The sequence below is a fragment of the Ochrobactrum sp. AP1BH01-1 genome, from assembly GCF_018066705.1.
In the GTDB taxonomy this organism is placed as follows: Bacteria; Pseudomonadota; Alphaproteobacteria; order Rhizobiales; family Rhizobiaceae; genus Brucella.
The window spans coordinates 354833-380927 of sequence record NZ_JAGPOU010000003.1; the positions used below are offsets into that span (position 1 = coordinate 354833).

Here is a 26095-nt window from a genome sequence, read left to right on the forward strand (position 1 = left end):
CTTATGCGTAAAATAGCATAAATAAACTACATAAAAGTTGCTAACTTGAATGAACTAGAAAGTTTACTTTAGGTATATATTTTAAATTGTTTATTGTTACTAAGTAAAGACGTTTATAATTAGTGCTATAATTGACACATGTGCTTTGATAATTCTGTATTGTTTTAAAGTTGGAATTGATGTGTTTGCTTAATTCATTCTATCAGGTCTCGTCTGAAAAATTCTGGAGACAGTGAAATGAAAATCAAGAGCTTGTTGTTTGGCTCGACTGCAGCGCTGGCTGCAACCACCGGGGCATATGCTGCGGATGCTATTGTAGCGCCCGAGCCTGAGTCCGTTGAATATGTTCGCGTTTGCGATGCCTATGGTGCGGGATATTTCTATATTCCGGGTACCGAAACCTGCCTGCGCATTTCCGGCTATGTTCGTTACGACGCCACTGGCGGCAACAACGTCTACGGTCGCGGTTTTGTCGATGGTAACGGCAAGGTCGATACCCGCCGCGATACCTGGGATAACAAGGCCCGCTTCACGCTGGACCTGTCCACTGCTTCGGAAACCGAACTGGGGACTCTGAAGACCTTTGCCGAAACCCGCTACGATTGGGGCAATGGTGTTGAGGGTGCGTCCGGTTCGCTGCGTTACGCTTATATCCAGCTTGGCGGTCTGCGTGTCGGTCTCGATGAATCGGCCTTCGTCACCTTTCCGGGTTATCTCGGCAATGTCATCAACGATGACGTGATCCTTGCCGGTGGCTATCGCACGGGCCTGATCAGCTATACCTTCACGGCTGGCAACGGCTTCTCCGCCATCCTGTCGCTCGAACAGGGCAACAATGAGAATACGGACAGCAAGTACGGCTATGATGGTGTCATCAAGGACTATGCGCCGCATGTTGTCGGCGGCCTGAAGTATCAAGGCGGCTGGGGCAAGATCGCAGGCGTCGCCGCCTATGATGCACGCAACGAAGAGTGGGCCGGCAAGGTTCGCGCCGACGTGAACATCACGGATCGTTTCTCGGTCTGGGCGATGGGCGGCTACAAGTCCAACAAGGATGAATATATCACGCAGACCGATGGCAACGGCAACGTGCTTGGTTCCGTTCGTGCAATCAGCAGCTTCTACGGCACCTGGGGCGGCGATTGGGCGGTCTGGGGCGGCGCGGCATTCAAGGTTACCGATAAGGCCACCTTCAATGCGCAGGCAGCTTATGATGGCAGCAAGACTTTCGCAGCCACTGCCAACGTAGCCTATGAAATGGTTCCGGGCTTCACGGTTACGCCTGAAGTTTCCTACACCAAGTGGCAGGACGACAAGTCTTACCTCAAGGGCAAGGACGCCGTTCAGGGCATGGTCCGCTTCCAGCGTACGTTCTAAAGCGTCGCCAGCAAAATTGTGAAGGGAGGCCGGTTTCCGGCCTCCCATTCCACCCCAGAGCATATCTAACCGTTCACTCCGGTGTAACGGGCGCCAGTTCATTTAAGTATTATTATTGCAATATTTTATGAAATTCAACGAATATTGTTCAGGCATCAGATGCATATGATTGATCGGTGCATAGGTATAACAAAATTGTAATTTGAATTTCTGTATTCTTGTCCTATGTTTAAGGAACCATTCGATAACGTAGAAGGACTGCGTTGTTCTCAAATCTGATCTCCAGTCGGAAGAATGGTACGGCGAGCTTCGGCTCGCCGTTTCTGTTTCCGGCGCATCGTCCCGCGAGAAATGGAAAAGGCCGGACTGATCCGGCCTTTTCGTTGTGTCGGTGCATTGAAGACCCGAACAGGTCGACAGGCATGTCCTATCGTGAAAGCTTCATATGCCGGTTGACGTCCTTGTAGAGCAGGTAGCGGAACTTGCCGGGACCGCCTGCGTAACAGGCCTGCGGGCAGAAGGCGCGCAGCCACATGAAATCGCCGGCTTCCACTTCCACCCAGTCCTGGTTGAGCCGATAGACGGCCTTGCCTTCCAGCACGTAAAGCCCGTGTTCCATCACGTGGGTTTCGGCAAATGGAATGACGCCCCCGGGTTCGAGCGTGACGATGGTTACATGCATGTCGTGACGCAGATCGCTCGGGTCGACGAAGCGCGTCGTCGCCCAGGCGCCATTGGTGTCCGGCATGGGGTTGGGGGCGATGTCCTTCTCGTTGAGAAACAGCGGTTCGGGAACGTCGAGTCCGTCGACATATTCATAAGCCTTCCGAACCCAGTGGAAGCGGGCGGTTGCCGCGCCGTTGTTGCGCAGCCGCCAGCCGCTCTTCGGCGGCAGATAGGCGTAGCCCCCTTCGGTCAGCGTGTGGGTCTTGCCCGCCACGGTCACTGCGATCTCTCCTTCGACCACGAACAACACGCCTTCCGCACTTTCGTCCAGTTCGGCCCTATCGCTGCCGCCGCCCGGTTGCACCTCCATAATGTATTGCGAGAAGGTCTCGGCAAAGCCGGAGAGGGGCCGTGCGATCACCCAGAGCCGCGTCTTGTCCCAGAAGGGCAGGAAGCTCGTCACGATGTCGCTGAATGTGCCCTTTGGTATCACCGCATAGGCTTCGGTGAACATGGCGCGATCGGTGAGAAGCTGGGTCTGCGGCGGCAGCCCGCCGGTCGGTGCATAATAGGTGCGATTGTTCTTGTCGTTGCCCATGTGCGAATTCCTTATGTGAGAAGCTGCATTCACAACGAGTTAAAACGGCCCGCCATGAAATCGTAAAATGAAGTGCCCGGAAGCGAACCTTTCGGGCTGGGCAGGGATCAATAGAGCGCTTCCGGCAGAATATCCTTGAGGCGCAAGAGGGCGATGCGCTCCACCTGCGCGCAAGCGGTTTCAAATTCCGTATCGCGATCATTGGAAACGCGGCGCTGGAAAGCCGCAAGGATTTCCTTCTTGTTGCGCCCCCTTACGGCGATAATGAAGGGAAAGCCGAATTTCGCGGTATAGGCGTCGTTCAGTTCGGTGAATGCTTTCTTCTCCGCGTCGGTCAGCGCGTCAAGGCCGGCGCCGGCCTGTTCGGCGGTGGATTCCGCGGTCAGGCGCTTTGCCTGCGCCAGCTTGCCTGCAAGGTCGGGGTGCGCTTTCAGCACGGCCAGCCGTTCTTCAGGCGTGGCGGCGCGGAACACCTTGGTCATGGCTGCGGCGAGACCCGAAGCGGTATCTTCCTCAACGGTAAAGCCCGCGTCGTAGGCGCGTTCCGCGATCCAGGGCGAATGCTCGAAAATGCTGCCATAGCGTGCGACGAACGCATATTTTTCCGCGCTGGAAGGCATGACATCGGCCACGGCCGGCTTGTAGTTTTCATGCCAGTGGCGGGCAATATCGGCGCGCTTGGCGACCCATACCTTGTCGTGGCTCTGCACGTAATCGAGAAAGTGCTCCAGCGCGGCCATACGGCCGGGACGGCCGACAAGGCGGCAATGCAGCCCGACGGACATCATCTTTGGCGCGCCTTCGGCGCCTTCGCGATAGAGCACGTCGAACGTGTCCTTCAGATAGGTGAAGAACTGGTCGCCGGAATTGAAACCCTGCGGCGTGGCGAAGCGCATGTCATTTGCATCGAGCGTGTAGGGCACGATCAGATGCGGCCCCTTTGGTCCCTGCACCCAATAGGGCAGTTCATCGGCGTAAGAATCGGCGGAATAGAGGAAGCCGCCTTCTTCCATCACCAGCTTCAGCGTGTTGTCGGACGGCTTGCCCTGATAGATGCCGAGCGGGCGCGAACCGGTAAGTTCCGTATGAAGGCGGACGGCCTCGCGGATATGTTCGCGCTCGATCTCCTCGGGAACGTCCTTATACTCCCACCAACGCAATCCGTGGCTGGCGATTTCCCAATCCGCTTCCTTCATGGCGGCGACGGCTTCAGGATTGCGCGCCATGGCAAGCGTCACGCCATAAACGGTAACAGGCATGTCGCGGCGGGTGAAGGCGCGCCACAGGCGCCAGAAACCGGAGCGTGCGCCATATTCGTAGATGGATTCCATATTGAGGTTGCGCTGGCCCTGCCAGGCTTGAGCCCCGACAATCTCGGAAAGGAGGCATTCGGATGCCGGATCGCCGTCGAGAATGCAGCATTCACCGCCTTCCTCGTAGTTGACGACGAACTGCACGGCGATGTTCGCCCCTCCCGGCCAGCGCGGATCTGGCGTGTTGCGTCCATAGCCGACAAGATTGCGCGGATATTTCATTGCGGGTCTTCCCTCATTGTCGTTCGTTTTATCCATGATAATAAAGATTTATCGCTATTATTCCCCTCCAAAAATTTGAAAGACATCCAACGATAACCATCTTTCGCAATGAGAAGGATCGCGAAATACTGAATGCTGGGAACATGGTGTGGTTGCGGCCCCAAAGCAGGTAGCAATGCCGGGCCGAAAATAACCACCGGAAATCAAAAGCTTGTAGGGGCTCCAGTCTGCGTGACAGGAGAATCGAAGAGCTGCAGGAGTGCAAATGGGTCAGGAAAAGAGCGGTGATGGCCGGTTGACGACGCATGTCCTCGATACGGTAAGCGGCAAGCCCGCTGCAAATCTGCGCATCGAATTGCGCCGCATTCAGAATCAGCAGGCCGAGCCGATCCGGGAAATCCGCACCAATGACGATGGCCGCTGCAATGAGCCGCTGCTGTCGGGCGGGAACTTGCGGGCGGGATCTTACGAGCTTCTGTTTCATGTCGGCGAATATTTCGGCAAGACCGAAGATACCGTACCGTTCCTTGATGTCGTTCCTTTGCGCTTTGGCATTTCAGACGAAAAAGCGCATTATCATGTACCGCTTCTCGTTTCGCCCTTTTCCTATTCCACCTATCGCGGGAGCTAAGCGCCATGAACCAATCTGTGCACCAGTCCGTGCGACACACGATCCGCTTTCTTCTGAACGGTGAAAAGATTGAACTCGACCGTGTTTCCCCGACCGAAACGCTGCTGGATTATCTGCGCCTGTCCGCCAAGCTGCGCGGCACCAAGGAAGGCTGCGGCGAAGGCGATTGCGGCGCATGCACGGTGCTGGTCGGCAAGATTTCCGGTGGCAAGCTCGTTTATGAAAGCGTCAATGCCTGCATTCGCTTCATGGGTTCGCTGGATGGCTGCCATGTCGTGACGATCGAACATCTGCGCGGCAGCGATGGTGGCCTGCATCCGGTACAAAAGGCGATGATCGAATTCCATGGCTCGCAATGCGGCTTCTGTACGCCGGGTTTCGTCATGTCGCTCTATGCCTTGTGGATGCGCGAACCGATGCCCGCCGATGCCGAGATTGAAAAGGCCTTGCAGGGCAATCTTTGCCGCTGCACGGGCTATGAGGCGATCATGCGCGCTGCACGGGTCATTTCCGATTATGGCAACGTGACGCAAGACCCGCTCGCAGCCGAGCGTGCCCTGGTTCTGGAGCAACTGTCGACGATGCGCGACGGCGTGCGGGTGGAAGTGGGCGAAGGCAAGGACCGGTTGATCGTGCCTGCCGATCTCGACGACTTTGCCACCGTTCTGGCGGCGGAACCGAAGGCGACCATCGTTGCCGGTTCCACCGATGTGGGGCTCTGGGTCACCAAGATGATGCGCGATATTTCGCCGGTTGTCTTCATTGGGCATTTGGAGGAATTGCGCTCCATCCGCGAGGAAAACGGCGTCATCACCATCGGCGCAGGCGTGACCTACACCGAGGCGTTCGGCTTCCTTGCAAAGCGCATCCCGCAGCTCGGCCAGCTCATCAATCGCATTGGCGGCGAGCAGGTGCGCAATATGGGCACTATTGGCGGCAATATCGCCAATGGGTCGCCGATTGGCGACACCCCGCCGCCGCTGATCGCGCTTGATGCAAAGCTGACCCTGCGCAAAGGGGCGGAGCGCCGCACCATCCCGCTGGAAGAGTTCTTCATCGCCTATGGCAAGCAGGATCGTCAGCCCGGCGAGTTTGTCGAGGCCGTGCATGTGCCTGTTCCGGCAGTGGGCAGCCATTTTGCCATTTACAAAGTGTCGAAGCGCTTTGAGGAAGACATCACGGCGACGCTGGGCAGCTTCCATCTGACGCTCGACGCGGCAGGCAATGTGGAGACGGTTCGCATCGCCTATGGCGGCATGGCCGCAACGCCGAAGCGCGCCGGCGCGGTGGAAGCTGCACTCATAGGCAAACCATGGACCGAGGCGACGATTGAAGCGGCATTGGAAGCCTATTCGCAAGATTATACGCCTTTGAGCGATATGCGGGCGACAGCGGATTACCGGCTGCTCGCGGCGCGCAATCTGTTGCGGCGTTTCTTCGCCGAGACGGAAGGCAGTTACACGCCGTTGCGCGCGGCGGAAATCGCTGCGGCGTGAGGAGGCAATCATGAACAAGCATCCTGCAAGCGCACTGAAAGCCGCCCGCATTGTGGGCGGTGTCGCGACCGATCAGAAGCACGATTCCGCGCATAAGCATGTGACGGGAACGGCTGTTTATATCGACGATATTCCGGAGCCCGAAGGCACATTGCATATCGGCGTCGGCTATTCTTCCGTCGCGCATGGTTCATTCAAGTCGATTGATCTGTCGGCCGTTCGCGCCGCACCGGGTGTGGTCGACGTGCTGACCTATAAGGACGTGCCCGGCGAAAACGATGTTTCGCCATCGGGCATGCATGACGATCCGATCTTCGCTGTGGACAAGGTCGAGTTTCACGGCCAGCCGATCTTTGCGGTTATCGCCAAAACCCGCGATCAGGCGCGCCGTGCTGCCCGTCTGGCGAAGATCGAATATGAGGAAGCAGCGGGCGTTTATTCCATCGATGCGCTGGACGGTCTGAAGGACCGGCTTGTCACCACGCCATTGACGCTGAAGCGCGGCGATGCGCGTGCGGCCATCGACGCCGCGCCGCACCGCATCAAGAACCGCATGTATCTCGGCGGGCAGGACCATTTCTATCTTGAGGGCCAGGTTTCGCTGGCTGTCCCCGGCGAGGATGAGGACGTCACCGTTTATTGCTCCACGCAGGGGCCGAGCGAAACGCAGCATCTGGTAGCACACGCTCTGGGCGTTCCGAGCCATTCCGTGACCGTGGAAGTGCGCCGCATGGGCGGCGGCTTCGGCGGCAAGGAAACGCAGGCCAACCAGTGGGCGGCGATTGCGGCGATTGCCGCAAAGAAGCACAAGCGCGCCGTGAAGATCAGGCTCGACCGCGACGAGGACATGACCTCGACCGGCAAGCGGCACGGCTTCGTCATCGATTATGAAGTCGGCTTCGACGATGAAGGCAATATTCTGGGCGTCGATTATCTCTTCGCGCTCAATGCCGGTTTCTCCGCCGACCTTTCCGGTCCGGTCGGCGACCGCGCCTTGTTCCACTGTGACAATGCTTATTTCTTCCCGGCCGTTCATGCGCAGTCGGCGCCGCTTTATACCAACACCGTGTCGAACACCGCGTTTCGCGGCTTTGGCGGGCCGCAAGGCATGGTCGGCGCGGAACGCGTGATCGATGAAGTGGCTTTCGCCGTCGGCAAGGACCCGCTCGAAATCCGCAAGCGCAACTTCTATGACGAGATGGGCAAGGACGGCACGCGCAATGTCACGCCTTATCACCAGAAGGTCGAAGATTGCATCATCCAGCGCATCGTTGCGGAACTGGAGGAAAGCTCCGATTACGCAAAGCGCCGCGAGGCGATCTGCGAATTCAACGCGAAAAGCCGCTATGTGAAACGCGGCATCGCGCTGACGCCGGTGAAATTCGGCATTTCCTTCACCAAGACGGAGTCCAATCAGGCGGGTGCTCTGGTGCATGTCTATAATGACGGTTCGGTGCACATGAACCATGGCGGCACGGAAATGGGGCAAGGGCTCCATATGAAGGTGGCGCAGGTCGTGGCCGAGGAATTCCAGATCGACATCGACCGGGTAAAGATCACCGCGACAACCACCGCCAAGGTTCCGAACACAGCGCCGACGGCGGCTTCTTCCGGTGCCGATCTCAACGGCATGGCAGCGCAGGACGCTGCCCGCCAGATCAAGAAACGCCTCATCCATTTTGCGGCACAGCAATATCAGGTGCCGGAAGATCAGGTCCTGTTTCTTCCCAACCGGGTTCGCATCGGCAATCAGGAAATCAGCTTCAACGATCTCGTAAAGCAGGCTTTTATCGGTCGCGTGCAGCTTTCGGCGGCAGGTCACTACAAGACCCCGAAAATCCATTGGGACCGCGCCAAGGGGCGGGGCCACGCATTCTACTACTATGCTTACGGAGCGGCCTGTTCCGAAGTTTCCGTCGACACTCTGACTGGCGAATATGTGGTGGAGCGCACCGATATTCTGCATGATACCGGGCGTTCCCTGAACCGCGCCATCGATATCGGTCAGGTTGAAGGTGGCTTCGTGCAGGGCATGGGCTGGCTGACGACCGAGGAACTTGTGTGGGACGACAAGGGGCGGCTTCGCACCCATGCGCCTTCCACCTACAAGATTCCGCTGGCTTCCGACCGGCCCAAGATATTCAATGTCGCGCTGACCGACTGGTCGGAGGCTTATGAGCCGACGATCCACCGCTCCAAGGCGGTTGGCGAACCGCCGCTGCCGCTCGGCCTGTCGGTCTTGCATGCTTTGGCCGATGCCGTCGCCAGCGTTGCCGATCACAAGGTCTGCCCGCGTCTTGATGCACCTGCAACCCCGGAACGCGTGCTGATGGCCATAGAGCGGCTTCGCAAGCAAAAGGGCTAGAAAGATGCCGGGCGCACGTGACGATATCCGGGCTTTTCTCAACCGGCGTCCCGATAGTGTGCTGGTTGAAGTCACCGATGTGAAAGGTTCCGCGCCCCGCAATGCAGGGGCATGGATGCTGGTGGCCCGCGATATGATCTTCCGGACCATCGGCGGCGGTCAGCTCGAATATATGGCTATCGACCATGCCCGGAAAATCTTGGCTGGCGGCAAGGACACCCCCATGGATGTGCCACTCGGCCCAGAAATCGGCCAGTGCTGCGGCGGACGGGTGGGCCTGAGCTTCAGGCGGGTGAACCGCGGGCTGGCCGACGAGCTTGTCAGCAAGGTCGATACGGAAATAGCCACGCGTCCGCATGTTTACATTTTCGGTGCTGGCCATGTTGGCGATGCATTGGCAAGTGCCCTCTCGCTCACGCCTGTCCGGGTCGTTCTGGTCGATACGCGGGAAGCGGAGCTTATGCAATTCCAGGAAAAGTGGGGACCGGTTTTCCGTCCGGGATTGCATGGGAAAGATATGGCCTGCGATGTGCCGGGGGTCGAAACCTGTCTCTCGGCGATGCCGGAACAGGTGGTGCGTTCCGCGCCGCCGGGCAGCGCCTTCATAATCCTCACCCACGACCATGCGCTGGATTTCCTGATCGCCGCCGAAGCATTGCAGCGGCGCGATGCCGTCTATGTCGGCATGATCGGTTCCAAGACCAAGAAGGCCACTTTCAAAAATTGGTTGAAACGCGAGGTCGCACGCGAAGATTTATTTGAAAATCTCGTCTGTCCGGTCGGCGGTGCGGTCGTGAAGGATAAAAGGCCGGAAGTCATTGCAGCATTGGCCGCAGCCGAAGTCCTGACGGCGGTTCTGACCTCCGCACGTATCTCGCAGCCCGCCTGATCCGGCGGGCTTTCTTTTTGTCCGATGGTGTTGAAAAGCATAGAGCGGTTTGAACCGCCCTATGCCAAAGCCTCACGGATCAGCCGCTGGCACCGCTCTGTCATGAAATCGATGATGAGACGCACTTTCGGGTCCTGAAAGCGCTTGTGCGGGTAGATCGCAGCAAGCTGGATCGGCGCAGGCGGCGTGCTTTCGAGGATGGGGACCAGCCGCCCGTCGCGAATATATTCCTTCACTTCAAACAGCGGTTTATTGATGATGCCGCGTCCACCGAGCGCCCATTGCGTCAATACGTCACCGTCATCCGAGTCATATGGTCCGGTGACTTCAAACTTGCGCAAGCCTTCCGCCGTCTGCAGCGACCAGTAATATTCCTTCGAACCTGGAAAGCGCAGCAGAAGACAGTCATGCTTGTCGCCCAGCAGCTCGTCCGGTGACTGCGGAACGCCGTGTTTCTCAAGATATGCGGGTGCAGCACAGATCACGCGTTCGCAATTCATGATCCCGCGCATGCGCAGGTTGGAATTTTCCAGAACACCGAGCTTGAAAGCGACGTCCACCCCTTCGCTCATGATATCGACTTCATGATCGGAGAGGCGAAGGCGGACCTCGATATCGGGATATTTATCGTGAAACTCTGGAATGCCGGATGCGATCAGCCGTCTGCCGAAGCCAAGCGGGGCGGTAATGCGAATCGATCCTTTCGGATTTTTCGCCAGTTCCGCCACGGCCGCTTCCGCTTCATCCACGGCTTCGAGGATTTTCAATGCGCCGTCATAGAATACGCGGCCATGTTCGGTCGGCGTGAGCTTGCGCGTCGTCCGGTTGAAGAGCCTCACTCCCAGATGCTTCTCCAACTCCTTGATTCGATTGCTTGCAACGGCGGGCGATGCGCGCTGATCGCGCCCTGCCGCGGATAGATTTCCCAATTCGACAACGCGCACAAAAACGCGCAGATTATCAAGATATGACATACGTCCCCCAGGCCTCTTGATCAATTATGGTTCGGGCGAGGCGTGCGTCGAATTTTGCTTCTGAACAGGAGGGTAGACCGCCGTGGAGTGTATCTCCACAAGGGCTAGCCGACGTATTCAGAGGGAAAATTCGCCACGTCCTCAAAGGGATATGGCGCCAATCGCCCATTTCCGCATCGCGAAATCTCGATGGAGATTTACTCCATTTTCGGTTTCGCTCCTGTAACCAGACGATTTGCCCTCATACCTCGCTCCGAAGCATAACTGATCACGAGGCCTCAATGATTGTCTAGATTTTTTTGAAAGTGCTGGTCGTGATGTGACGTTCCCTGAACCTGATTCCTTTGGCACATAATGCAACAACGAACAATGGGCTAAGCATTGGCCCAAGAAACGGGCTAAGAAATGGGAGTCCCTGATGTATGATTTCGCCGTAGCCTGGGACTGGCTGGGCTTCGCAGCGCGGTGGCTGCACGTGATTACCGCGATTGCGTGGATCGGCTCGTCCTTTTACTTCATCGCCCTCGATCTGGGCTTGCGCCAGCGCCCCGGCTTGCCGGAAGGTGCGCATGGCGAGGAATGGCAGGTCCACGGTGGCGGCTTCTACCACATCCAGAAATATCTGGTTGCGCCAGCGCAAATGCCGGAGCACCTGACCTGGTTCAAATGGGAATCCTATGCCACCTGGCTGTCGGGTTTCACGCTGCTCTGCATCGTCTACTATGCCGGTGCTGATCTCTACCTGATCGATCCGAACGTCCTTGATGTCTCGCGCCCTGTCGCTATCGGCATTTCGATCGCTTCGCTGGCCTTCGGCTGGATCGCCTACAACACGATCTGCAAGCTCATGCTCGGCAAGAGCGACACGCTTCTGATGGTGCTCCTTTACGTTATCCTTGTGTTGGTGGCCTGGGGATATACGCATCTGTTCACCGGACGCGCAGCCTTCCTGCATCTGGGGGCATTCACCGCGACGATCATGTCGGCCAACGTGTTCATGATCATCATTCCGAACCAGAAGATCGTGGTGGCGGATCTGATCGCAGGCCGCAAGCCGGACCCGAAATACGGCAAGATCGCCAAGCAGCGTTCCACGCATAACAACTATCTGACGCTGCCGGTTCTGTTCCTGATGCTGTCGAACCACTATCCGCTGGCGTTCGGGACCGAGTTCAACTGGATCATCGCCTCGCTGGTGTTCCTGATGGGCGTCACCATCCGTCACTGGTTCAACACGCAGCATGCCCGCAAGGGCAGCCCGACCTGGACCTGGCTGGTAACGGTCATCCTGTTCATCGTCATCATCTGGCTTTCGACGGTGCCGAAGGTTCTGACCGGCGAACCGGAGGAACAGAAAATCTCGGCATTGCAGCAATCGTTCATCTCGGACCCGCACTTTGAAAAAGTGCGGGATACCGTTCTGGGGCGCTGCGCCATGTGCCACGCGAAGGAGCCGGGCTGGGAAGGCATCATTGCGCCGCCGAAGGGCGTGGTACTCGATACCGACCGGGATATCGCAGCCCATGCGCGTGAAATCTATTTACAGGCCGGGCGCTCCCATGCCATGCCGCCCGCCAATGTGACCGGCGTGAGCGCTGAAGAGCGCCAGCTTCTGGCCTCCTGGTACCAGTCCGCCACGCAAGGCCAGAAATGAGGACCAAGACCAAAATGACCAAGCTTCTGATCCGCGGCCGCGTGCTGACCTTTCGTGACGAGCCGCAAAGCCTCGATGACAACGCCGCTTACCGTTATATCGAAGACGGCGCCGTTCTGGTCGAAGATGGCCGTATCCTGCGCCTTGGAGATTACGCCGAGGTAAGTCGCGAGGCAGGCAGCGACGTCAATGTCGCCGACCATCGCCCGCATCTGATCCTTCCCGGTTTCATCGATACGCATATCCATTATCCGCAGACGCAGGTCGTTGCATCCTACGCGGCCAATCTGCTTGAGTGGCTCAACACCTATACATTCGTCGCTGAGCAGAAATTTGCCGACGAGCAGCATGCCGAATTTATCGCGGAGCGCTTTCTTGACGAGCTGATCCGCCACGGCACGACGACGGCGGTCGCCTATTGCTCCGTGCATCCGCAGAGCGTGGATGCCTATTTTCGCGCCTCGCAGCATCGCAACATGCGCATGCTCGGCGGCAAGGTAATGATGGACCGCAACGCGCCGCCTGCACTCTGCGACACGGCACAGTCCGGCTATGACGATACGAAGGCGCTGATCGCGCGCTGGCAGGGCAAGGGCCGCCTCGATTATGTGATAACGCCGCGCTTCGCCATCACCTCCACGCCGGAACAGCTTGAGGCAAGCCAGGCGCTCGTCCGTGAGCACCCCGGCAGCTACATCCAGACGCATTTGTCTGAAAACCACGACGAACTCACCTTCACCAAGTCGCTCTACCCGGATGCGCCGGACTATCTCGGCATTTACGAGCATTACGGCCTTCTGGGTGACAAGACCTTGCTTGGCCATTCGATCCATCTCGAAGAACGCGAAGTGCGCGTCATGGCGGAAACCGGCTCGATTGCCGTCTTCTGCCCGACCTCGAACCTGTTCCTCGGCTCGGGCCTCTTCGACCGTGATCGCCTGAAAGCATCGGGCGTGCGCATGGCGGTGGCGACCGATGTCGGCGGCGGCACCAGTTTCTCCATGCTGCGCACCATGGATGAGGGCTACAAGGTCCTGCAATTGCGCGAACAGCGCCTCAATCCGTTCCAGTCTTTCTACATGATGACGCTCGGCAATGCCCGCGCGCTCTCCATGGAAGACAGGATCGGCACGCTGGATGAAGGCACGGAAGCCGATATCGTTGTACTGGATTCATCCGCCACGTCACCGATGCGGCTGCGCATGGCGGCTGGCGCGACGCTGGAGCAGGAATTGTTCCTGTTGCAGACGTTGGGCGATGACCGCGCCGTCGTCGAAACCTATGTGGCGGGAAAGCCGCTCAAGGCTGAACTATAAAGCTTCATCGCTGCGCCGCTCCCTCATCCTGAGGTGCGGAGCGAAGCGAAGCCTCGAAGGACGAGGGCACGCGCAGCGCGGTTTCCTCCAGCCCTTCGAGACGCTCCCCTTCGACAAGCTCGGGGAAGCTCCTCAGGATGAGGGAAAGAGGGGCGCAGAGCGTTGATTAGCCCAAATTCACTGTGCGTTAAAACTCTTCCGGGCGCTTGCCGCCGATAGCTCTGGTGAGTTCGTCGGCGGTTGCGCGGATCAGCGGCCCGAATTCCTCAAGCTTCTTTTTCGGCAGGCGTACGGCAGGGCCGGAAACGGAAATGCCCGCAATCGCCTCTCCATATTCATTGAAGATGGGAGCGGCGATGCAGCACATGCCGAGCGTGTGCTCTTCATCGTCGATCGACCAGCCGCGCGTCCGGGTGGCCTGAATGTCTTTCAACAGCGCAGGCAGACTGTCGAGCGTGCGCTGCGTAAAATGTTCCAGCGCGCGCCCCGATAGCGCATGCGCGATTTCCTTGTCCGACCAGGTGGACAATATAGCCTTGCCGATCCCGGATGCATGGATCGGCCCGCGTCGTCCGGGCCGGAAAAAGGCGCGCATCGGCGCATGGCTTTCAATCTGCGAGATAAACACCACATCGCCGCCGTCTTCGACGCCGATATTGGCCGTCTCGCCACTCGTTTCCATCAATGTTTTGAGATAGGGGCGCGCCAGAATGCCGAGCTTGCGGAACCGGCGAAAGGCATTGCCGATTTCGAAAGCCTTGACGCCGATCACCCAGTCGCCCGTTTCCAGATCGTGGGAAACCATGCCGTGATTGGCGAGCGAGGATAGCAACCGGTGCACGGTTGAAGGCGCCATACCGCTCTCATCGGCGAGATCGGTCAGCGTGGAGCCGTCATTTTCGGCAATCAGGGCCAGCAGCTTCAGGCTTCGGTCGAGAACCTGCACAGACGAGGGCGCCGCGTTTTCCGCCGCCTTGCGGCCCCGCTTTACCTTTGGCTGTTCCATTACCGTCTCCGAATCCCGCCTTAGAGCGCATCCCGAAAAGTGTGAAACGGTTTTCGGACAAGATGCGCGTCAAAACAAACAGTTAGAGCGTGATCTGGTTCAATCGGATCGAACCACGCTCTAAACGCACGAATATCACTATCGCATCCGTCGCTGCTCGGAAAGATACGGGCGGATTATCTCCATTTCGTTGAAAATCCTTATTTCCATATAATGGTATGCATTTCCATTTTATAGTAATAAAGTTCGTAAATGGAGATAGATTCCATAGGAGGAGCCGTCATGGCCAGAATGCGTGCAGTCGATGCAGCCGTGCTTGTGCTGGAAAGAGAAGGGATCAATTGTGCTTTCGGTGTGCCGGGCGCAGCGATCAATCCATTTTATTCGGCGATGAAAGCGCGCGGCTCGATCCGCCACATACTGGCGCGTCATGTCGAAGGCGCTTCGCATATGGCCGAAGGCTATACCCGTGCCAAGCATGGTAATATCGGCCTGTGCATCGGTACGTCCGGCCCGGCGGGGACGGACATGATCACGGGTCTCTATTCGGCTTCGGCCGATTCCATTCCGATCCTTTGCATCACGGGGCAGGCGCCACGTGCGCGCCTCGACAAGGAAGACTTTCAGGCAGTCGATATCGCCAAGATCGCAGCCCCTGTCACCAAGTGGGCGGTCACGGTCATGGAACCGGCATTGGTGCCTTATGTCTTCCAGAAGGCGTTCCACATCATGAAGTCGGGTCGTCCCGGTCCGGTCCTGATCGACCTGCCGATTGATGTGCAGCTTGCCGAAATCGAATTCGACATCGACACTTACCAGCCGATGGAGGCCTACAAGCCTGCTGCGACGCGGGCGCAGGCCGAAAAGGCACTCGCCATGCTGAACGAGGCGGAACGTCCGCTGATCGTTGCTGGCGGCGGCATCATCAATGCCGATGCGTCCGATCTTCTGGTCGAATTTGCCGAGATCACCGGCATTCCGGTCATCCCGACCCTGATGGGCTGGGGCGTCATCCCTGACGACCATCGCCTCATGGCGGGCATGTGCGGTCTCCAGACCTCGCACCGCTATGGCAATGCCAATCTGCTGGCTTCCGATGTCGTCATCGGCATCGGCAACCGCTGGGCGAACCGTCATACGGGTAATGTCGACACCTACCGGAAGGACCGCAAGTTTATCCATATCGACATAGAGCCGACGCAGATCGGTCGCGTCTTCGCGCCGGACTTCGGCATTGTTTCGGATGCAGGCAAGGCGCTGAAGCTGCTGCTGGACGTCGCGACCGAATGGAAGTCGGCGGGCAAGCTGCGCGACTGGTCGGGATGGGCGAGAGAATGCGGCGAGCGCAAGCGCACCATGCTGCGCAAGACCCATTTCGACCAGACGCCGCTGAAACCCCAGCGGGTCTATGAGGAGATGAACAAGGCTTTCGGTCGCGACACCTGCTATGTCACCACCATCGGCCTCAGCCAGATTGCGGGCGCGCAGTTTCTGCATGTCTATCGCCCGCGCAACTGGATAAATTGCGGACAGGCTGGCCCGCTCGGATGGACCCTGCCTGCGGCTCTGGGCGTCCGCGCCGCCGATCCTGACCGGCCCATCGTGGCGCTTTCGGGCGACTATGACTTCCAGTTCATGATCGAGGAACTGGCGGTCGGCGCGCAGCACAAACTGCCTTACATCCATGTCGTCGTGAACAATTCCTATCTTGGCCTGATCCGTCAGGCGCAGCGCGGCTTCAACATGGATTTCGAGGTCAGCCTTGCCTTCGACAACATCAATGCGTCCGGCGATGCGGAGAAGGGGTACGGCGTCGACCATGTGGCAGTTGCGGAAGGCCTCGGCTGCAAGGCGATCCGGGTCCGCAGTCCCAACCAGTTTGCAGAAAGTTTCGAGCAGGCAAAAGCGCTCATGGCCGAGCATCAGGTGCCGGTGGTTCTAGAATTCATCCTGGAACGCGTTACCAATATTTCCATGGGTGTCGACATCGATCAGGTTGTCGAATTCGAGGAACTGGCCGAACGTGGCGAAGATGCGCCGACAGCTATCGCAGCGTTGTTGGATTAAGAGCAATTCCCGGTTTTGTCCGCAATTGCGCAAATAGAGAATTATAAGGAGGCGGAAATGCCGAGATTTGCAGCCAATCTCACCATGCTTTTCAATGAAGTGCCTTTCATGGACCGCTTCGCGCTGGCCGCAAAGGCCGGGTTCACCGGGGTGGAATATCTTTTCCCCTATGAGTTCAACCGGCACGAGCTGAAGGCGGCGCTTGCGAAACACAATCTGGCGCAAGTCCTGCACAATCTGCCTGCGGGCAACTGGGCTGGCGGCGAGCGCGGCATTGCGGTTCTGCCGGACCGTGTGGACGATTTCCGTCGCGGCGTGGCCGACGCCATCGACTATGCCACGACGCTCAACTGTTCGCAGGTCAACTGCCTTTCCGGCATTGCCCCGCAGGGTGTTGATCCGGACGTCCTGCGCGCCACTTTCGTCAGCAATCTGCGTCTGGCCGCAAGGGAACTGGGCAAGCACGGCATCCGCCTGCTGATTGAACCCATCAACCACTATGACATTCCGGGCTTCTATCTCAACACGGTGGAGCAGGCGGTTTCGATCATCGACGAAGTGGGCAGCAACAACCTGTTCATTCAGTACGACCTCTACCACCAGCAGCGGACACGCGGCGAACTGGTCGCGACTTATGAGCGTTACAAGCCGCTGATTGCCCATATCCAGCTTGCCGACAATCCGGGCCGCAATGAGCCGGGCACCGGTGAGATCAACTATCCCAACGTGTTCGAAGCGCTGAAAAACGCCGGATACAAGGGCTGGATCGGTTGCGAGTACAAGCCGAAGACCACCACCGAAGAGGGCCTGGGCTGGTTCAAGAACCATGAAGCCGAACGGCTGACTGCATAATTTTGATTAGGGAGTAAACGACATGGCCAAGATAGGCTTCATCGGACTGGGGATCATGGGTACGCCGATGGCGCGCCATTTGCAGGATGCCGGACATCAGATCGTCACCTCGCGGTTCAATCCTCCCCCACGTCAGGAGCTGATTGATAACGGTCTGCAAATCGTGGATACGCCGAAAGCCGTTGCCGAAGAATGCGACACCGTTATTCTCATGCTTCCCGATACCCCGCAGGTGGCCGAAGTCATCTTCGGTGAAGGCGGCGCAATCGGCGGACTTGGCAAGGGCAAGCTGGTCATCGATATGAGCTCGATTTCCCCCATCGAGACAAAGGAATTTGCGAAGAAGGTCCGTGCAACGGGTGCTGAATATATCGATGCGCCGGTTTCTGGCGGCGAGGTCGGCGCGAAGAACGCCAGCCTCTCCATCATGGCGGGCGGTTCGCAGGAATCCTTCGATCGCGCGCTGCCGCTTCTGAAGCTCATGGGCAAGAACATCACCCTCGTCGGCGATTGCGGCGATGGCCAGACGACCAAGGTCGCAAACCAGATTATCGTCGCGCTCAATATCGAGGCAGTCGCCGAAGCGCTGGTCTTCGCTTCGAAGGCGGGCGCGGACCCGGCAAAGGTGCGCGAAGCCCTGATGGGCGGCTTTGCATCGTCGCGCATTCTCGAAGTGCATGGCGAACGCATGATCAAGCGCACTTTCGATCCGGGTTTCCGCATTTCGCTGCACCAGAAGGACCTGAACCTTGCATTGCAAGGCGCAAAGGCGCTCGGTGTTTCGCTGCCGAACACGGCCACGGCACAGGAGCTGTTCAATTCCTGCGCGGCGCATGGCGATGATGGTCTCGACCATTCGGGTCTCGTGCGCGCTCTGGAGAGGATGGCGAACCACGACGTAGCTTAACGCTGGAGGCGAACTCTCTGGAGGGAGAGAGGGTGGAGCTGGCTGTCTGGAGGAGATGGCCGGCTCCGTTGATTTTATTCATGCGACGCGGAATAGTCTTGCCAAGCTGCAAATCACATCGGGACTCTCATGACAGCCATCACCGATCCGAAGACGTTTCTGACCAGCCTTTTCGATGCCGCGGTTGCGGCTGCCGATCCTGAACTGGTGATCCGCGCCAATCTTCCGGCAAAAACGAAAGGGCGCACGATTGTCATCGGCGCGGGCAAGGGCTCGGCGCAGATGGCGGCAGCTTTCGAGCGGGCGTGGGACGCTCCATTGGAAGGCGTGGTGGTCACGCGCTATGGCTATGGCACGCCTTGCGAACGCATCGAGATCATCGAGGCGGCGCATCCGGTCCCGGACGAAGCCGGGCTCCAAGCCTCCAAGCGGCTGTTCGATGCCGTGTCCGGCCTCACGGAAGATGACCTCGTGGTCGCCCTCATTTCCGGTGGCGGTTCCGCCCTGTTGCCGTCGCCGCCTGACGGGCTGACGCTTGAGGACGAAATCGCCGTCAACAAGGCATTGCTCGCGTCCGGCGCGCCGATTTCGGCCATGAATGCGGTGCGCAAGCACCTGTCGACCATCAAGGGCGGCAGGCTTGCCGCCGCAGCGCATCCGGCAAAAGTGTTCTCGCTCGTTGTCTCGGATATTCCGGGCGACAACCCGGCCTTTGTGGCTTCCGGCCCGACCGTCCCGGATGAGACTAGCCGTGATGAGGCTTTGAAGATCATCGAACGCTACCGGCTGGAACTGCCACAGGCAGCACTTGATCACATCAGGAGTGAAGCCGCTCACGCACCGAAGCCGGGCGACAAGGTATTTGCCGGCAATGAGGTGCGCGTCATCGCTTCCGCTGCCGTCTCGCTGGAAGCGGCGGTGAAGGAGGCTCAGCGTCACGGCGTTGAAGCGGTGATCCTCTCCGATGCGATGGAAGGCGAAGCGCGGGAGGTGGCGCATGTTCATGCGGCGATTGCCCGCGAAGTGGCCGACCGCGACCGCCCGTTCAAGAAACCCGTGGTCATTCTGTCTGGCGGTGAAACGACCGTCACCATTCGGGGCAAGGGCGGCAAGGGAGGGCGTAACAGCGAGTTCCTGCTGTCTTTCGCACTTGATATCGATGGCTATGACAATATCCATGCGCTTGCCGCCGACACCGACGGCATCGATGGCTCGGAAGACAATGCCGGTGCATTTGCCGATGGTTCCACTGTGTCGCGCCTGCAGAAAGCGGGCGAGGATGGCGCGGCGCGTCTCGCCAACAACGACGCATGGACGGCATTCGACGCCATCGGCGATCTGTTCGTACCGGGACCAACCGGCACGAACGTCAATGATCTGCGCGCTATTTTGATAACGGACTAGTTTCGTCGTCCAGCAGGATACGATTTGCGGCCCCGTCGAGGTCCTCATACTGGCCGTTTTTCAACGACCAGAGAAAGGCGACAAGGCCGAGCAGGCCCAGAAACAGCGCAATGGGAATGAGAAAGAGAAGCCCGCTCATTTGTGCGCTTCCTTGATGACCGCAACAGGCGCGATTGCTTTCTGCGTCTGTTGCTTTTGTTTTCCGGTCCGCAACCGCAATGCGTTGCTGACCACCACGATGGACGACAGCGACATCGAAAGTGCCGCCACCAGCGGGGTGACATAGCCGAAAATCGCAATCGGCACGGCGATGATATTATAGCCGATGGAAAGCGCGAAATTCTGTCTGATCAAGCGGCCCGCTTCCTTCGATACGGCAAAGGCAAGCGGCACGGCGGAGAGGCTTGCCCGCAGGAAGACGAAATCGGCTGCATTGCGGCCAATGTCGGCGGCGGTCGCCGGTGCCATGGAAACGTGGGCGGCGACGAGAGCCGGGGCGTCGTTCAATCCGTCTCCCACCATCAGCACCTTTTGGCCTTGGCGGCTTAACTGCTGTACCAGTTCCGACTTGTCGGCGGGCAGCACTTCGGCTTGAAAATTGTCGACGCCGAGATAACCCGCAAGCTTTTGCACGGCGGGCAGCCTGTCACCGGAAATGATGCCAAGCTTCAGTCCGTTGCGCTTCAGTGTGGCAATGGCTCCGGCAGCGTCCTCACGCGGACTATCTTCAAAGCGGAAGGTTTCAACCAGCTTGCCGTCGATGGAAAGACAGGTTTCAGGACCATCGGCATGAGGCAGGGCGGCGCTGTCGTCCGCCCAGTCCCGCTTGCCAAGCCGATAGATGGAACCGTTAAGCTCAGCTTCGATGCCTGCGCCCGGCACTTCCTCAATGCGGGTAAAGGCCGTCATCGGCTTTGCGCCCGAGAACAGCGCCAGCGCCCGCGACAGCGGATGGCGCGAATAAAGCGACAGTTCGGCGGCGATCTCCAGATTGTTGGGATCGATGGCGTCGACATCGATCAATCTTGGCTGACCGAGGGTCAGCGTACCGGTCTTGTCGAAAATCGCGGTGTCCACCTCGGCCATCCTCTCCATGGCGGAACCGTCCTTGATCATGATGCCGTTTTCGAACAGGCGGCGCGCCGCGACCACCTGCACGATCGGCACCGCAAGGGCGAGCGCGCAAGGACAGGTGATGATGAGGGTGCAGATGGCAATATAGATCGAGCGATACCAGTCGCCGCCGGTGTAGAACATCCAGCCGACGAAGGCGAGAAAGGCGATGGTGTGGACCATCGGCACATAGAGTTCGGAAGCGCGGTCGGCAAGACGACGGTAATAGGCACGCCCGCCTTCTGCGACATCCATCAGCCGCACCATTTCAGCGAGGAAGGAATCCTTGGCTTCCGCCGTCGCGCGAATGACGAGCGGCGTGGAAAGGTTGAGCGTGCCGGCGCGAATGTCGGAGCCGGGACCGACAGGCACGGCATCGCTTTCACCCGATGCAATGGCGCAATCGAGTTCCGAACGGCCTTCTTCCACCTTGGCATCAACGGGGACACGCTCGCCCGCTGCGAGGATGATGCGCATGCCGGGGCGGATTTCGTTGACTGGCAGGTAATTGCGTTCGTCATTCTCGCCGATCACCACCGCGCCGCGTGAGCCCAACTGCGCCAGACCGCGCACAGCCGAGCGTGCACGGGCGCGCATCATGTAGTCGAGCGTGCGGCCGATCAACAGGAAGAACAGCAAGGTCACCGATGCATCGAAATAGGCGTGCTGGCCGTGATGCAGGGTTTCATAGACACTCATGCCAAAGGCCAGCGTGATGGCAAGCGCAATCGGCACATCCATGTTGACGCGCCGCGCACGCAACGCATTCCATGCGGAAACATAGAAAATCCGGCCCGAATAGATCAGCGTCGGCAAGGCGATGAGGCCGGAAATCCAGTGGAACATATCGCGTGTCGCCGCGTCCGCCCCCGACCAGACCGCGACCGACAACAGCATCACATTGCTGGAAGCGAAGGCCGCGACGCCAAGCGCGATCAGAAGCCGCGTGAAGGTCGGGTCTTTCTCCTGCGCCATGTCGAAAATATGCGCCTCGTATCCGAGCCTGCGCAGCGGATCGACGACATCGGGCGGTGTCTCGCCATCCTTCCAGCGCACGGTCACACGGCGCGCCGTCAGGTTGACGCGGACATAGGCAACGCCCGAAATCTTCCCGAGCGTCTCCTCGATATTCTTGATGCACAGGCCGCAGTGAACGCCGGGAACCGACAGGTCGAGCTGGCGCAGGCCGTCTCCAAGCGCGCGGCTTGCGACCTGCATTTCATCTGCAGAGACGGCCTGAACGACGGTCATCACTCGCGCATTCTCGACGCAGCAGCTCATAGCATTCTCCCGTCCTTGACGAGAACGCGGATGATATGACGATAAGGGTCTTCAAGACCCGCATCGGCATTCACCTCCATGATCCAGGCCCCTTCGCCAAGTTCCAGCGGTCCGGTCAGTATGCCGGGTTCGCGGACGCTGAGCGTGACCTTGGTGTCGTGCTCGTCGCCCACGGGGCGCTTGAACTCCACCGTGCCGCCGGTCATGGCGACGGCCTTGCCGTCCCGGTCGGCCAGTTGCCAGGTGAAGACGCCGTTTTCATAAGAAGGCTTCGATTGCCAGTTCAGCGCGGCCTGCTCCTTGCCGGTCTCAGCCTTGTCGTTGAATTCCTGGCTGGCGACATAGGTGTTCTGCACCACCAGACCGCTCCAGCTATGGATGGCGTTATAGGCCATGGTCAGGTTGACGGCGATGATGACGCCGAAAAAGGCGACCATGATGCCCAGCATATGCCAGCCGGTAAACGTGCCTGCGGTTTTCGACTTGATCGACATTATCGGCCCTCCGGTGCCATGAAAGTTGCCTTGTAGCGTGCGTGTTCCGCGCCGTCCGCGTCGCGCACTTCGATCTCATAGTCCTTGCGGTGATCGGTAATCGCGTCGTGCGGCATGGTGACGAAGACGCGCAATGTCTTCAGACGGTCCGGTTCCACCGGCACATCGTAATTGCCGTCCGCATCCGCCGTTTCGTCCTGAACCGTCAGCGTGGCCCCCGGCAGTCCCTCGATGGAAAGGCGGAAAGTGCGTGGCGTCGGGATCATGTTCAGAAGCTTGACCGTATAGCCATTGCGGATGGAGCCGTCCGACAGAAGCACATATTGCGGATTGCGGTCGTGCAGCACGTTGATGCCGATGCGCTGGCGCGTCGAAAGCGAGATGACGAGCGTCAGGCCTATCAGCGCCCATACGGCGAAGTAGAACATGCTGCGCGGACGCAGCACCTTCTTCCACGACAGGTTCTGCACCTTGTCCGAGAAGCTGTTCTGCGCCTTGTAGACGCGGGCCGGATCGATAGGCGCCGTGCCGTTATTGGTCGCAAGCGCCATGTTGGCATTGTAATCGGCAAGCGTCGCATAGGAGATGAGGCCGCGCGGCTTGTCGATCTTGTCCATCACCGAATTGCAGGCGTCGATGCACAGCGCGCAGGTGATGCATTCAAGCTGCTGGCCGTCGCGAATGTCGATACCCATCGGGCAGGCGGCGACACAGGCATTGCAATCCACGCAATCGCCCACGGTTTCACCAGCGGCAATCGCCTTCTTGGAATGGCGCGAACGCGGTTCTCCGCGCCAGTCATTATAGGTGACGGTCAGCGAATTTTCGTCGAGCATCGCGGCCTGAATACGCGGCCACGGGCACATATAGGTACAGACCTGTTCACGCATCAGCCCGCCGAAAACATAGGTGGTGGCGGTAAGGATGGCGACGGTGAAATAGGCGACGGGCGCTGCCTGACCGGTCACAAAATCCATGAGCAGCTTCGGCGCGTCGGCAAAATAGAAGATCCATGCGCCGCCGGTCAGCACGCCGATCAGCAACCAGATGGAATGTTTGCTCACACGCTTCCAGAGCTTGTCGAAGGTCCATGGCGCCTTGTCGAGCTTCATGCGGGCATTGCGATCGCCCTCGATGGCGCGCTCGACGACGAGATAAAGATCGACCCATACGGTTTGCGGGCAGGTATAGCCGCACCAGGCGCGGCCCGCGACGGAGGTCACGAGAAACAGTCCGAGGCCTGCCATGATGAGCAGGCCGGCGACGTAGTAGAATTCCTGCGGCCAGATTTCGATGAAGAAGAAATAGAAGCGGCGATTGGCAAGATCGATCAGCACTGCCTGATCGGGCGCATAGGGACCACGATCCCAGCGCAGCCATGGCGTCAGATAGTAGATGCCCAGCGTAATGAGCATGACAATCCACTTGAAGCGCCGGAACTCGCCCTGCACACGCTTCGGAAACACTTTCACCCGCGCCGCATAGAGGGATTGGCGGGTCTTGGGGGAATTGACTGCCTGAACGTCAATGCGTTCGACATCGTCTGACATTTTTTGCTCCTTTGGAGCAGGGCAATAGGGCAGTAAGGCAGTAGGGCAGTATGTGATGGCCGCGATCAATACAGTCCCTAATTCCTTATTTTCCCTACTGCCTTACTGCCCTATTGCCTTACTGCCCTGTAGTCAGGCCGCGCGGCCTGACTACTCGCCGCCGCCCAACGAATGGACGAAGATGGCAAGCTGCTTGACGGTGGCATCGCCAAGGCGCGTCTCCCATGCGGGCATGACGCCGTGCTTGGGATGCGAGACCTGGCGCACGATGGCGTCTTCGCCGGAACCGTAAAACCAGATGGCGTCTGTCAGGTCCGGTGCACCGAACTCGCGCAGGCCCTTGGCATCCGCGCCATGGCAGACGGCGCAGTTCTCGGCGAAAACCTTCTGTCCTTCCGGCACCATGGCGGGGTTGTGCGGTGTGCCGGAGAGGCTCACCACATAGGCGGCGACATCGCGGATCTGCTGCGGTTCCAGCACGTCGACAAAGGCAGGCATTTCGGAAATGCGGGTGTCGGCATCGTCCTTTGAGCGCACGCCATGACGGATGGTCGTCAGGATGTCGTCGATCGAACCGCCCCACAGCCAGTCATCGTCGTTGAGGTTCGGATAGCCGGGCGCACCTTGCGCGCCAGAGCCGTGGCACTGCACGCAATTGACGCGGAAGGCAGCGGCGCCACCGGCAATCGCATACTGGCGCAGGTTTTCATCCGCCAGAATCTCGTGCACGTCCTTGGCCTTGATCTGGTCGATGATGCCCTGCCGCTCGCTGTCGATGCGTGCGGTTTCTTCCCAGAATGCGCCGCGGCTCGACCAGCCGAGCATGCCGCCGGTGGAACTGGAAATCAGCGGCCAGGCCGGATAGGCGATCACATAGGCGAGCGCCCAGAAGATCGTTGCGTAGAATGTCCACAGCCACCAGCGGGGCATTGGATTGTCGAGTTCCTTGATGCCGTCCCATTCGTGGCCGGTGGTCGCTACGCCGGTTACTTCGTCGATTTGCTTGTCAGTCATTTGCGTCATCCTTGAAAGGAATGTCCTTCGCGTGGTCGGCTATCTGCTTGCTGCCTGGCCGGAAGGCGTAGAAGACGACGAAGAGAAAAAAGAGCGCCATGCCGAGCAGACCCCAGCTATCGGCGAAAGTGCGCATGGTGTTGTAATCCATCGCTGAATCTCCGCTTTATCTCGCTTTGGGGGACTGGTCGTAGGTCGAGAAATCGACCAGCGTGCCGAGCATCTGGAGATAGGCGATGAGTGCATCCATCTCCGAGATCATCTGCGGGTTGCCGTCGAAATCGCCGACCTTGGCCTTGGGATAGCGTGCCTCGACGCCGGTCGTGTCGGCATCCGGCGTGGCCTGTGCCTTCAGATCGTCAAGCGCGTTGTCGATCATTTCCTGGCTGTAGGGCACGCCAACCGCCACGTTGGCCTTCAGATTGGCCGCAATGTTGGAAGCCTCCAGCGGACGGTCCTTCAGGAAGGCATAGCTTGGCATGACCGATTCCGGCACCACGTCACGCGGACGGATCAGGTGCTGCACGTGCCATTCGTTGGAATAGCGGCCACCGACGCGCGCGAGGTCAGGCCCCGTGCGCTTCGATCCCCACTGGAACGAATGGTCGTACATGGATTCCGCGGCGAGGCTGTAATGGCCGTAGCGCTCCACCTCGTCGCGGAACGGGCGGATCATCTGGCTGTGGCAGAGATAGCAGCCCTCACGCACATAGACGTCGCGGCCCGCGAGCTCCAGCGGCGAATAGGGGCGCATGCCTTCCACCTTCTCGATGGTGTTTTCGAGATAGAAGAGCGGTGCGATTTCAACGATGCCGCCGACCGTGACCACGGCGAGCGATGCGATCAGCAGCAGCGTTGCATTTTTCTCCAGCTTGGAGTGGTTCTTTAGTATCGACATAAATCACA

22 protein-coding genes are annotated in these 26095 nt (G+C 58.9%); 11 read left to right on the forward strand and 11 right to left on the reverse strand.

All coding sequences use genetic code 11. From position 1 onward, the window contains the following. The first annotated feature begins 237 nt into the window (after positions 1–237). Positions 238–1377 carry a porin gene (locus tag J9800_RS12290; protein WP_114214095.1) on the forward strand — a complete coding sequence of 380 codons (1140 nt, stop codon included), beginning with the start codon at positions 238–240 and terminating at the stop codon, positions 1375–1377. Between the two features lie 427 nt (positions 1378–1804). Here the strand turns inward: J9800_RS12290 and J9800_RS12295 are convergent, their stop codons facing one another. After that, entirely contained in the window at positions 1805–2641 is an 837-nt protein-coding gene (locus J9800_RS12295) for a bifunctional allantoicase/(S)-ureidoglycine aminohydrolase (protein ID WP_114214094.1), read from the reverse strand. 107 nt (positions 2642–2748) lie between these two features. Next, on the reverse strand, positions 2749–4176 hold the full coding sequence (puuE, locus tag J9800_RS12300) for an allantoinase PuuE (protein WP_210845732.1): 1428 nt from the start codon (positions 4174–4176) through the stop codon (positions 2749–2751). A gap of 265 nt (positions 4177–4441) precedes the next feature. Here puuE and uraH point away from each other — a divergent pair, with 265 nt between their 5' ends. From uraH to xdhC, 4 genes are read left to right on the forward strand one after another with little or no spacing between them, the layout of a single operon-like run. Further along, positions 4442–4807 carry a hydroxyisourate hydrolase gene (uraH, locus tag J9800_RS12305; RefSeq protein WP_114214093.1) on the forward strand — a complete coding sequence of 122 codons (366 nt, stop codon included), beginning with the start codon at positions 4442–4444 and terminating at the stop codon, positions 4805–4807. Between the two features lie 17 nt (positions 4808–4824). Continuing rightward, positions 4825–6303: a xanthine dehydrogenase small subunit gene (gene xdhA, locus J9800_RS12310; RefSeq protein ID WP_205315877.1), complete on the forward strand. Its 1479-nt coding sequence runs from the start codon at positions 4825–4827 to the stop codon at positions 6301–6303. A 10-nt stretch (positions 6304–6313) separates the two neighbouring features. Next, positions 6314–8668, forward strand: a complete 2355-nt coding sequence (xdhB, locus tag J9800_RS12315; protein WP_114214091.1) for a xanthine dehydrogenase molybdopterin binding subunit — start codon at positions 6314–6316, stop codon at positions 8666–8668. A gap of 4 nt (positions 8669–8672) precedes the next feature. Next, positions 8673–9557, forward strand: coding sequence for a xanthine dehydrogenase accessory protein XdhC (gene xdhC / locus J9800_RS12320; protein WP_114214090.1), 885 nt, complete (start codon positions 8673–8675; stop codon positions 9555–9557). Between the two features lie 59 nt (positions 9558–9616). Here the strand turns inward: xdhC and J9800_RS12325 are convergent, their stop codons facing one another. Further along, positions 9617–10531, reverse strand: coding sequence for a LysR family transcriptional regulator (locus J9800_RS12325; RefSeq protein ID WP_061345042.1), 915 nt, complete (start codon positions 10529–10531; stop codon positions 9617–9619). Between the two features lie 418 nt (positions 10532–10949). Between J9800_RS12325 and J9800_RS12330 the strand changes: the two genes are divergently transcribed. Together J9800_RS12330 and guaD are read left to right on the forward strand one after the other, a co-directional pair. Continuing rightward, positions 10950–12185 carry a urate hydroxylase PuuD gene (locus tag J9800_RS12330; protein WP_114214089.1) on the forward strand — a complete coding sequence of 412 codons (1236 nt, stop codon included), beginning with the start codon at positions 10950–10952 and terminating at the stop codon, positions 12183–12185. 14 nt (positions 12186–12199) lie between these two features. Then, positions 12200–13501, forward strand: coding sequence for a guanine deaminase (gene guaD / locus J9800_RS12335; protein ID WP_114214611.1), 1302 nt, complete (start codon positions 12200–12202; stop codon positions 13499–13501). A gap of 187 nt (positions 13502–13688) precedes the next feature. Here the strand turns inward: guaD and J9800_RS12340 are convergent, their stop codons facing one another. Further along, entirely contained in the window at positions 13689–14507 is an 819-nt protein-coding gene (locus J9800_RS12340) for an IclR family transcriptional regulator (protein WP_114214088.1), read from the reverse strand. A 282-nt stretch (positions 14508–14789) separates the two neighbouring features. Between J9800_RS12340 and gcl the strand changes: the two genes are divergently transcribed. From gcl to J9800_RS12360, 4 genes are all read left to right on the forward strand, one after another. Further along, entirely contained in the window at positions 14790–16574 is a 1785-nt protein-coding gene (gene gcl, locus J9800_RS12345; protein WP_114214087.1) for a glyoxylate carboligase, read from the forward strand. Positions 16575–16631: 57 nt separating this feature from the next. Continuing rightward, a complete protein-coding gene (gene hyi, locus J9800_RS12350) occupies positions 16632–17426 on the forward strand; it encodes a hydroxypyruvate isomerase (protein WP_112590540.1) in 795 nt (264 codons plus the stop codon). Positions 17427–17448: 22 nt separating this feature from the next. After that, positions 17449–18333: a 2-hydroxy-3-oxopropionate reductase gene (locus J9800_RS12355; RefSeq protein WP_114214086.1), complete on the forward strand. Its 885-nt coding sequence runs from the start codon at positions 17449–17451 to the stop codon at positions 18331–18333. A gap of 129 nt (positions 18334–18462) precedes the next feature. Continuing rightward, on the forward strand, positions 18463–19737 hold the full coding sequence (locus tag J9800_RS12360; RefSeq protein ID WP_114214085.1) for a glycerate kinase type-2 family protein: 1275 nt from the start codon (positions 18463–18465) through the stop codon (positions 19735–19737). Here J9800_RS12360 and ccoS read toward each other — a convergent pair. The 7 genes from ccoS to ccoO form a co-directional block, all read right to left on the reverse strand. After that, the gene (gene ccoS / locus J9800_RS12365) at positions 19718–19876 is read right to left on the reverse strand and encodes a cbb3-type cytochrome oxidase assembly protein CcoS (protein ID WP_112590534.1); all 159 of its coding nucleotides are present in this window, start codon (positions 19874–19876) and stop codon (positions 19718–19720) included. The two genes, J9800_RS12360 and ccoS, sit on opposite strands and share 20 nt — an antisense overlap. Continuing rightward, entirely contained in the window at positions 19873–22131 is a 2259-nt protein-coding gene (locus J9800_RS12370) for a cation-translocating P-type ATPase (RefSeq protein ID WP_114214084.1), read from the reverse strand. Before J9800_RS12370 ends, ccoS begins: the two co-directional genes overlap by 4 nt. After that, positions 22128–22625 (reverse strand): FixH family protein, encoded by a 498-nt coding sequence (locus J9800_RS12375; RefSeq protein ID WP_112590531.1) that lies wholly within the window; start codon positions 22623–22625, stop codon positions 22128–22130. Before J9800_RS12375 ends, J9800_RS12370 begins: the two co-directional genes overlap by 4 nt. Next, positions 22625–24175: a cytochrome c oxidase accessory protein CcoG gene (gene ccoG, locus J9800_RS12380; protein ID WP_114214083.1), complete on the reverse strand. Its 1551-nt coding sequence runs from the start codon at positions 24173–24175 to the stop codon at positions 22625–22627. Before ccoG ends, J9800_RS12375 begins: the two co-directional genes overlap by 1 nt. Positions 24176–24325: 150 nt before the next feature. After that, a complete protein-coding gene (gene ccoP / locus J9800_RS12385; RefSeq protein WP_114214082.1) occupies positions 24326–25189 on the reverse strand; it encodes a cytochrome-c oxidase, cbb3-type subunit III in 864 nt (287 codons plus the stop codon). After that, entirely contained in the window at positions 25182–25340 is a 159-nt protein-coding gene (locus J9800_RS12390; RefSeq protein WP_010658290.1) for a CcoQ/FixQ family Cbb3-type cytochrome c oxidase assembly chaperone, read from the reverse strand. Before J9800_RS12390 ends, ccoP begins: the two co-directional genes overlap by 8 nt. A gap of 15 nt (positions 25341–25355) precedes the next feature. Further along, positions 25356–26087: a cytochrome-c oxidase, cbb3-type subunit II gene (ccoO, locus tag J9800_RS12395; protein WP_114214081.1), complete on the reverse strand. Its 732-nt coding sequence runs from the start codon at positions 26085–26087 to the stop codon at positions 25356–25358. Positions 26088–26095: the final 8 nt, after the last annotated feature.

Coding starts and splice junctions, on each gene's coding strand:
- J9800_RS12290 (WP_114214095.1), top strand. CDS start 238: ATGAAAATCAAGAGCTTGTTGTTTGGCTCGACTGCAGCGCTGGCTGCA.
- J9800_RS12295 (WP_114214094.1), bottom strand. CDS start 2,641: ATGGGCAACGACAAGAACAATCGCACCTATTATGCACCGACCGGCGGG.
- puuE (WP_210845732.1), bottom strand. CDS start 4,176: ATGAAATATCCGCGCAATCTTGTCGGCTATGGACGCAACACGCCAGAT.
- uraH (WP_114214093.1), top strand. CDS start 4,442: ATGGGTCAGGAAAAGAGCGGTGATGGCCGGTTGACGACGCATGTCCTC.
- xdhB (WP_114214091.1), top strand. CDS start 6,314: ATGAACAAGCATCCTGCAAGCGCACTGAAAGCCGCCCGCATTGTGGGC.
- xdhC (WP_114214090.1), top strand. CDS start 8,673: ATGCCGGGCGCACGTGACGATATCCGGGCTTTTCTCAACCGGCGTCCC.
- J9800_RS12325 (WP_061345042.1), bottom strand. CDS start 10,531: ATGTCATATCTTGATAATCTGCGCGTTTTTGTGCGCGTTGTCGAATTG.
- J9800_RS12330 (WP_114214089.1), top strand. CDS start 10,950: ATGTATGATTTCGCCGTAGCCTGGGACTGGCTGGGCTTCGCAGCGCGG.
- guaD (WP_114214611.1), top strand. CDS start 12,200: ATGACCAAGCTTCTGATCCGCGGCCGCGTGCTGACCTTTCGTGACGAG.
- J9800_RS12340 (WP_114214088.1), bottom strand. CDS start 14,507: ATGGAACAGCCAAAGGTAAAGCGGGGCCGCAAGGCGGCGGAAAACGCG.
- gcl (WP_114214087.1), top strand. CDS start 14,790: ATGGCCAGAATGCGTGCAGTCGATGCAGCCGTGCTTGTGCTGGAAAGA.
- hyi (WP_112590540.1), top strand. CDS start 16,632: ATGCCGAGATTTGCAGCCAATCTCACCATGCTTTTCAATGAAGTGCCT.
- J9800_RS12355 (WP_114214086.1), top strand. CDS start 17,449: ATGGCCAAGATAGGCTTCATCGGACTGGGGATCATGGGTACGCCGATG.
- J9800_RS12360 (WP_114214085.1), top strand. CDS start 18,463: ATGACAGCCATCACCGATCCGAAGACGTTTCTGACCAGCCTTTTCGAT.
- ccoS (WP_112590534.1), bottom strand. CDS start 19,876: ATGAGCGGGCTTCTCTTTCTCATTCCCATTGCGCTGTTTCTGGGCCTG.
- J9800_RS12370 (WP_114214084.1), bottom strand. CDS start 22,131: ATGAGCTGCTGCGTCGAGAATGCGCGAGTGATGACCGTCGTTCAGGCC.
- J9800_RS12375 (WP_112590531.1), bottom strand. CDS start 22,625: ATGTCGATCAAGTCGAAAACCGCAGGCACGTTTACCGGCTGGCATATG.
- ccoG (WP_114214083.1), bottom strand. CDS start 24,175: ATGTCAGACGATGTCGAACGCATTGACGTTCAGGCAGTCAATTCCCCC.
- ccoP (WP_114214082.1), bottom strand. CDS start 25,189: ATGACTGACAAGCAAATCGACGAAGTAACCGGCGTAGCGACCACCGGC.
- J9800_RS12390 (WP_010658290.1), bottom strand. CDS start 25,340: ATGGATTACAACACCATGCGCACTTTCGCCGATAGCTGGGGTCTGCTC.
- ccoO (WP_114214081.1), bottom strand. CDS start 26,087: ATGTCGATACTAAAGAACCACTCCAAGCTGGAGAAAAATGCAACGCTG.